This window comes from Frankia gtarii, from assembly GCF_025403375.1.
Lineage (GTDB): Bacteria > Actinomycetota > Actinomycetes > Frankiales > Frankiaceae > Frankia > Frankia gtarii.
In genome coordinates this window covers 1-6,903 of the sequence record NZ_JAMPTM010000332.1, presented here as the reverse complement: position 1 = coordinate 6,903, position 6,903 = coordinate 1, and the positions used below count along the sequence as shown (strand labels likewise).

Annotated in this window: 6 protein-coding genes; 3 read left to right on the top strand and 3 right to left on the bottom strand. The window is 72.6% G+C overall.

Annotation, left to right across the window (positions count from 1 at the left end):
- Positions 1-135: 135 nt before the first annotated feature.
- Both NBZ83_RS28630 and NBZ83_RS28625 read right to left on the bottom strand, forming a co-directional pair.
- Positions 136-603, bottom strand: a complete 468-nt coding sequence (locus tag NBZ83_RS28630) for an NUDIX domain-containing protein (protein ID WP_261564555.1) — start codon at positions 601-603, stop codon at positions 136-138.
- A 10-nt stretch (positions 604-613) separates the two neighbouring features.
- Entirely contained in the window at positions 614-2,524 is a 1,911-nt protein-coding gene (locus tag NBZ83_RS28625; protein ID WP_261576184.1) for an ABC transporter ATP-binding protein, read from the bottom strand.
- Between the two features lie 515 nt (positions 2,525-3,039).
- Between NBZ83_RS28625 and NBZ83_RS28620 the strand changes: the two genes are divergently transcribed.
- Together NBZ83_RS28620 and nudC are read left to right on the top strand one after the other, a co-directional pair.
- Positions 3,040-3,825 (top strand): enoyl-CoA hydratase/isomerase family protein, encoded by a 786-nt coding sequence (locus NBZ83_RS28620; RefSeq protein ID WP_261564552.1) that lies wholly within the window; start codon positions 3,040-3,042, stop codon positions 3,823-3,825.
- Positions 3,826-4,015: 190 nt separating this feature from the next.
- Entirely contained in the window at positions 4,016-4,993 is a 978-nt protein-coding gene (gene nudC, locus NBZ83_RS28615; RefSeq protein ID WP_261576183.1) for an NAD(+) diphosphatase, read from the top strand.
- Between the two features lie 113 nt (positions 4,994-5,106).
- Here nudC and NBZ83_RS28610 read toward each other — a convergent pair whose 3' ends face one another.
- On the bottom strand, positions 5,107-5,961 hold the full coding sequence (locus NBZ83_RS28610) for an SAM-dependent methyltransferase (RefSeq protein ID WP_261576182.1): 855 nt from the start codon (positions 5,959-5,961) through the stop codon (positions 5,107-5,109).
- A gap of 173 nt (positions 5,962-6,134) precedes the next feature.
- Between NBZ83_RS28610 and NBZ83_RS28605 the strand changes: the two genes are divergently transcribed.
- Positions 6,135-6,809: an NIPSNAP family protein gene (locus NBZ83_RS28605; protein WP_261576181.1), complete on the top strand. Its 675-nt coding sequence runs from the start codon at positions 6,135-6,137 to the stop codon at positions 6,807-6,809.
- Positions 6,810-6,903: the final 94 nt, after the last annotated feature.

Sequence of the window (6,903 nt, the reverse complement as noted above, 5' to 3'; positions counted from 1 at the left end):
CCACAGCCCCTCCATCTCCTCCCGCCCAGCCCGTTGGAAGGGCCCGACGGCGAGAGCCGGATATGTTACCCAGCTCACATGGTGAGCTATGTTATCCAGGTCACAGATCTGGTCAAGGGGTGGGTCGCCGACGGTTCACCCGGCGGGGATGCCGTCCTCCAGGTAGACGGGCAGGTGCGGGGCGGCCAGGCAGGCCGCGACCCGGCGGGCCAGGCGCGCCGAGGCCCGCTCGGCGACCTCGGCGGGTGCGCAGTACCGGGCCGAGCGGATCTCCGCGGCCTGCAGGACCAGCGCATCCACCGGGATTGGCGGACCGTCCACGGCGAACAGGAACCGCAGCGCGTCCGCCCGCTGCCCGGTAGCGAGATGGTCGACGCACAGCAGGCGGCCGACCGGCAGGTCGAGCCCGAGTTCCTCGCCCAGCTCGCGCTGCGCGGTCTGCCGCGGGGACTCGCCGGGCTCGGCGATCCCGCCGGGGACCTCCCAGTTCGGCTTGTACGTCGGCTCCACCAGCAGCACGCGCCCGGCGGCGTCGCGCAGCAGGCAGCCGGCCGCCACCGCCTTCCTCGACCGGGCCACGTAGTCGTCCAACAGCGCCGCCATGGCCGGCACGTTACCGATAGCGGTCCGGCCATCCGGCTCGAACCGGGAAGCGCTGACCGTCCGGCGGATGGCGCCGGCTCGCCGGGATCGCGGCCATCGCCAGCACAATGCCGAGCTCGTCCCCCGGCTGGCGGCGTTCGCCGCCTGACCCGCCTGACCCGCCTGACGTCGCGGCGGGCGGTCGGGCCAGCCGGCCGCGATCGAGGACGACGAGGTGGTCGGCACGGGCGGCCAGCCGCAGGTCATGGGTGATCACGAGGACGGTCCGGTCGGCGGCGAGCCGACGTAGGGAGCGCAGCAGCGGTTCGGCGGCGGCGTCGTCGAGCCCCGCCGTCGGCTCGTCGAGGACCAGGACAGGGGAGTCGCGCAGCAGCGCCCGCGCGAGCGTGACCCGCCGTCGCTGGCCGCCGGACAGCCGCCGGCCGCCCTGACCGAGTGGCGTGTCGTAACCATCGGGCAGCCGGCGGGCGAACCCGTCCACTCCGGCGGCCCGCGCGGCGGCGGCGACCCGAGCGGGGTCGGTGTCCGGCTGACCCCAGGCGATGTTCTCCCGCAGCGTCCCGTCGACGAGCGGGCTGTCCTGGGCCACCACGGTCACGGCGCGGCGCAGCGAGGCCAGGGTCACCGAGCGCAGATCGTGCCCGTCGAGCAGGATCCGCCCGGCCGACGGGTCGTGCAGCCGTGTCAGCAGCCTGGTCACCGTCGACTTCCCGGCGCCGCTGCCGCCGGTGAGGACGGTCAGCTCGCCGGGGCGCAGGGTGAACGAGACGTTGTCCAGCGCGGGCTGGAGCGCGTCCGGGTAGGTCAGGCGCACGTGTTCGAACCGCAGATGGCCACGGACGTGGCCCAGTGGGCGGGCGTCCGGGGCGTCGTCCACCTCCGCGGGGTGGTCGAGGACCTCGATGATCCGCTCCCCGGCGGTCACCGCGGAGCCGACCGTCACGACGAGTTCGCCGAGCTCCTGCAGCGGGCCGTACAGGTAGCCGAGGAAACCGGCGAAGGACAGCAGGCCGCCGACGGTCAGCCGCCCCTGCGCGATCTCCCAGCTACCCATGCCCAGCACGGCCAGCACGAAGACGGTCTCCAGCAGGCTGGCCAGCACGCCGTTCGCCGCCGCGAGTCGGTAGGCGGCGAATCGGGCCTCGCGCCAGGCGGCGCCGTAACGGTGCAGCCGACGCAGCTCGTACGCCGCCATCCCATGGGTCTGCACGAGGGCGTTGGCCGCGATGTTCTCCTCGACGACGGCGCCGATGTGGCCCTCCGCGGCCCGCTCGGCCTGCGAGACCTGCCGCACGCGGCCCGCGAGCCGCCGGGTGAGCAGCCAGTGCAGCGGCGCCGCGGCACAGGCCAGCAGCGCGAGCTCCCAACGCAGGACGAAGGCGGCCGTGGCGAAGCACACCACCCCGCAGCCGGCGGTGATGGCCTGAACCAGGCCGGCGCCGACGAGGTCGTCGATGGCGTCCACGTCCGAGCCGAACCGGGTCATGAGGTCGCCGGCCGGCCGCTGCGCGAAGAAGGTCGGCGACAGCACGTGCAGGCGGGCGAGCATCGCCGCGCGAAGCCGGCCCAGCAACCGTCCCGACGCCTTCGCCTCCAGGCAGTGGCCCACGTACCCGCACGCACCGCCGGCGACGGCGACGGACAGCCACAACGCCGCCGGGCCCCAGAACTCCCGAGGTGAACCTGGTATGAGGGCCCGGTCGGTGAGCCGACCGAAGAGCCACACCGTGGCCGTCTCCGCGGCCGTGCCGGCGAGCAGCAGCGCCACCGCGCCGAGCAACAGCCCGCGCTCGGGCCGGACCAGGGGACGCAGGCGGCGCAGCACCCGACGGGTCGCGGCGGCCCCGTCGGGTGCCGCGGCCGACCCGTCGCGGGGGGCGGTCTGACCGGCAACCGTGCGTTCGGCGTGTCGCGCCGGCATTCCAACCGCCTTTCCCGGCCGGCCCGGGGTGCGGTGTCAATCACCGCACCCCGGGCCGAAAATGCCGGATCGCTGTTACCCGTGTGATGGCTTCCTGGGGAGCGGCCGGGGGTGCGGCCGGCGCGGCCTCTTCGGCTTGGGCGGCGGCGGAAGAATCTTCTTGAGCGGCATTCTTGAAATCCTTTCCTCTGAGTCGGCCTTCCTGCCGACGAAGGGACACGCTAGTTGACCGGAAGGGGATCTGGCTGTGAATTTCCTGGGTATTCCTGTGTATTGCTGTGATGCGGGCATCACATTGGGTGCCCCCGGTCGCCTACGCCGGACCGCCCCGGCGCCCCGGCGCCCCGGCGACCGGTCGGGGGGCCGGGAGCGGTCGCGGGCGGCTGCGGTCGAATGCTGGTAGGTCTGTCTTAGCGCGTCCCGTACCGGCGGGACTATGCGGACCTGACACGTCTGACTGCACTGTGCGTGACCGTCGGACGTTCGGCCGCTACACCCTGTGAACGGAGACGTTGATGAGCCAGGAGTTCCGAACGCTGAAGTTCGAGCGTGACGGAGGAGTGGCCCGGATCACCCTCAACCGTCCGGACGCCGCGAACGGCCTCAACCAGGAGATGTCCGCGGAGCTGGCGCGGGCGGCGGCCGCCTGCGACGGCGACCCGTCGGTCCGGGCTGTGCTGCTGACCGCGACCGGCCGTTTCTTCACCGCCGGCGGTGACGTGAAGGAGATGGCGGGCCACGGCGATCGCATCAACGTGGAAATCAAGAAACTCGCCGACGACCTGCACCGTGCCGTGTCGATTTTTACGCGGATGAACGCGCCGCTGATCGTCGCCGTCAATGGCGTCGCCGCGGGCGCGGGGGTCAGCATCGCGGCCGCGGGCGACCTGGTTCTCGCGGCCGATTCCGCCACCTTCACCATGGCCTACACCAACGTGGGGCTCAGCCCGGACGGCAGTTCCTCCTACACGCTGCCCCGGTTGATGGGGTTGCGCCGCACGCAGGAGTTCATGTTCACCAACCGTCGGCTGTCCGCCGCGGAGGCGCTCGAATGGGGACTGGTCACCCGGGTCGTGCCCGCGGGGGAGCTCGACGGCGAGGCGACGGCGTTGGCGCAGCGGATCGCGGCGGGTCCGGCCGACTCGCACGGGGCCATCAAGCGCCTGCTGGTGCAGACCTTCACCAACGGCCTGGAGACGCAGATGGAGCTGGAGGCACGCGAGATCGCGCGCAGCGCCGTCGGCGACGGCAGGGAGGGCATCACGGCCTTCGTCGAGAAGCGCGCCCCGAAGTTCACCTGAGCACCGCGCCGCCGAGACCGTCCGGCCCGTCCGGCCCGTCCGGCCCGTCCGCGTCCGCGCCCGTCCCGACATGACTTCCTCGCTCGACATTACTTGTGGTGGGCGATCGGATTCGGAGGGTGTGCTTAGCCGTCTTCCGTGCGGCGGCATACCGTGAACGTGCGCGCGGGTTGTACTGGAGGATGCGTCTGTGACTCACTTCGACCTGGTTCGGCCGCCTGTGCTGGCGGGTGCCGCCCTGTTGCGGGACGAGCCGTTGCGGCAGGACACCGGGCGGCAGAAGGAGGGCTGGGCCACCGCCCGGGTCGTCTTCGTCGACGAGGAGGGGCACAGCCCCGTGGTGCGGTCGGTGCCCGGCGTCGAGGGCGCGGACACCGGCCTCCGGCTGTGGACGCGGGCGGCGACCGAGGTCGCCGGCTCCCCGCCGCCGGACGCGCTGCTGCTCGGCGAGTCCGACAAGACCGCGTACTGGGCGGTGCGCGGCGACGCGGCGCAGGTTGCGGCCGGCGGCGAGGTCAGGTGGCTCAACCTGTTCTCGGCCGGCGCGGAGCTCGGCGAGCGCGACGCGGCGCTGCTGGCGGCGGCGGTCGCCCTGCTGAACTGGCACGGCCGGGCCCTGTTCTGCGCCCGCGACGGCTCGCCGACCCGGCAGGCCAACGCCGGCTGGGCGCGCATCTGCGAGGCACAGCACCACGAGGAGTACCCGCGGACGGACCCGGCGGTGATCTGCCTGGTGCACGACGGCGCGGATCGGATGCTGCTCGGCCGCCACCGGGCCTGGCCGGCGGGCCGCTTCTCGGTGCTCGCCGGCTTCGTCGAGGCGGGCGAGTCGCTGGAGGCGTGCGTGGCGCGCGAGATCGGCGAGGAGGTCGGGCTCGACGTCACCGACATCCGCTACCTCGGCAGCCAGGGCTGGCCGTTCCCGCGGTCCCTGATGGTCGGCTTCCACGCGGTGGCCGATCCAGCCCAGCCGCTGCGCCTGGACGAGACGGAGATCAGCGAGGCGTTGTGGATCACCCGCGACGAGGTGCGCGAGGCCCTGGCCCGCGGCGACGACTGGGCCTCCCCGTCCGCCGACCCGCCCGCGACCGCCACCCCGCCGATCCGCCTGCCCGGCCGGATGTCCATCGCCCGCACCATGATCGAATCCTGGTCCGCCGCCGGCTGACGGCTGACGGCTGACGGCTGTCGTCGGCCACTCGTCAGCGTGACGGCGGGGGGCCGGCGCGATGCCGCCCTCGATGCCCGCGGCGGTCCTGGCCTGTCATCGACTGGGGCGCATCAGGGCTTTCGGGCGATGGCGCCGTAGACGCTGACCTGGGCGTCGGTGAGGTCCTCGGTGGTGGGGTCCGGGCGCCAGCGGTGGACGACCTGTACGCCCGGGTCGGTGAGTTCCAGGCCGTCGAAGAAGCGCTCGACCTCGGCGCGGTGGCGCAGCCGCATCGTGACGCCGCGGCGCCGGTAGGTCTCCGCGGCCGGTTCGAATGTCGGGTCGTGGTCGCCGGTCGCGTTCGTCAGCGCGAGGTAGCTGCCGGACGGGAGTGCGTCGACGAGCCGGCGGACGATGCCGTACGGGTCGTCCGCGTCGTCGATGAAGTGGAAGATCGCGATGAGGGAGAGCGCAACGGGCTTCGTCAGGTCGAGGGTGCTGCGCAGCTCGGGGGAGGCCAGGATGCGCTCCGGCTCGCGGATGTCGGCGTCGAGGTAGGCGGTGCGGCCCTGGGATGTGCTGGTCAGCAGTGCGCGGGCATGGGCAAGGACGATCGGGTCGTTGTCCGCGTACACGACGCGGGTGTCGGGCGCGATGCCCTGCGCGATCTCGTGCAGGTTCGGCGAGGTGGGGATGCCGGTGCCGATGTCGAGGAACTGGCGGATGCCGACCTCGCCCACGAGGTGGCGCACGGCCCGGACCAGGAACGCGCGGTTCTGCCGGGCGGCGTTGCGGGTGTTCGGGAACGCGGCGATGGCCTGCTCGGCGGTCTCCCGGTCGGCGGGGAAGTTCTCCTTCCCGCCGAGGTAGTAGTCGTACATCCGGGCCGGATGCGGCACGCCGATGTTGAGGTCCGCCGGGCTGACCTCCGCTGCCACCGGTGTGAACCAGTGCGCCCCAGTCATGCCCGCCTCGGTCTCGCTCATCGCCACAGAACCCCTGCCCATTCGGTGCGATCGTTTCCTATCACCCTAATCGAGCTGGAATGAGAGCGCGCCGGGCCTCGATCGGCCAGTGTGGTGGTCCGCCCCGACAGACAACCATCTTCTCGATCAACCATCTTCTCGATCAACCATCTTCTCGATGTCAAGGAGGAACTGTGCCGACCGAGCCCGACGTCATCACCGGAGCCGACCTGGGCGCCGTCGAGCAGGCCGTCCGCTACGAGCTGGCCACGTTGCACTTCGGCCTGGCCGACGGTGGGCGGGCAGCCGAGGGTGTGCTGCCCTGGGTGGAGGGCGAGGGTGCGCACGGTCGCCTGCTCGGCTGCTGGCAGACCGAGCACGGCCCGCTGGGCCGACTGTTCGTCCTACGGTCGTTCGACGACGACGGGGAGCTCGCCGCCGAGCGGACTCGCGCCCGCCGGTCCAACGCCCCGTTCGGTGCCGACCCCGGTGGCGCCGTCACCGACCTCTCCCTGGCGAGCTTCGCGCCGTTCCCCTACGTTCCCCCGGTCCGCCCCGGGGAGTTCGGCAAGGTCTACGAGATCCGCGACTACCACCTGCGCCCCGGCGGCCTGCCGCCGACCATCGAGGCCTGGCGTGGGGCGCTGCCCGCTCGCCACGTCATCGACCCGTTGACCGTCGTCATGTACGCGCTCGACGGCCCGGCGCGGATCGTCCACATCTGGCCGTTCTCCGGCCTCGACGAGCGGGTCGAGATCCGTCGCGACCTCGCCGCCCGCGGCATCTGGCCCCCGGCCGGGGCGCCGGAACAGATTCTCGCCGCCCAGTCCAGCATGGCCTGGCCCACCTCCTTCTCCCCGCTGCACTGATTCCCTCGTTGCGCTGATTCCCCCGCTGCGCTGCTCGATGTGAGGACGCGCAGGCCGTCGTGCCCGTTCCCGCCGGATCGGGGCTGGGCTGGGC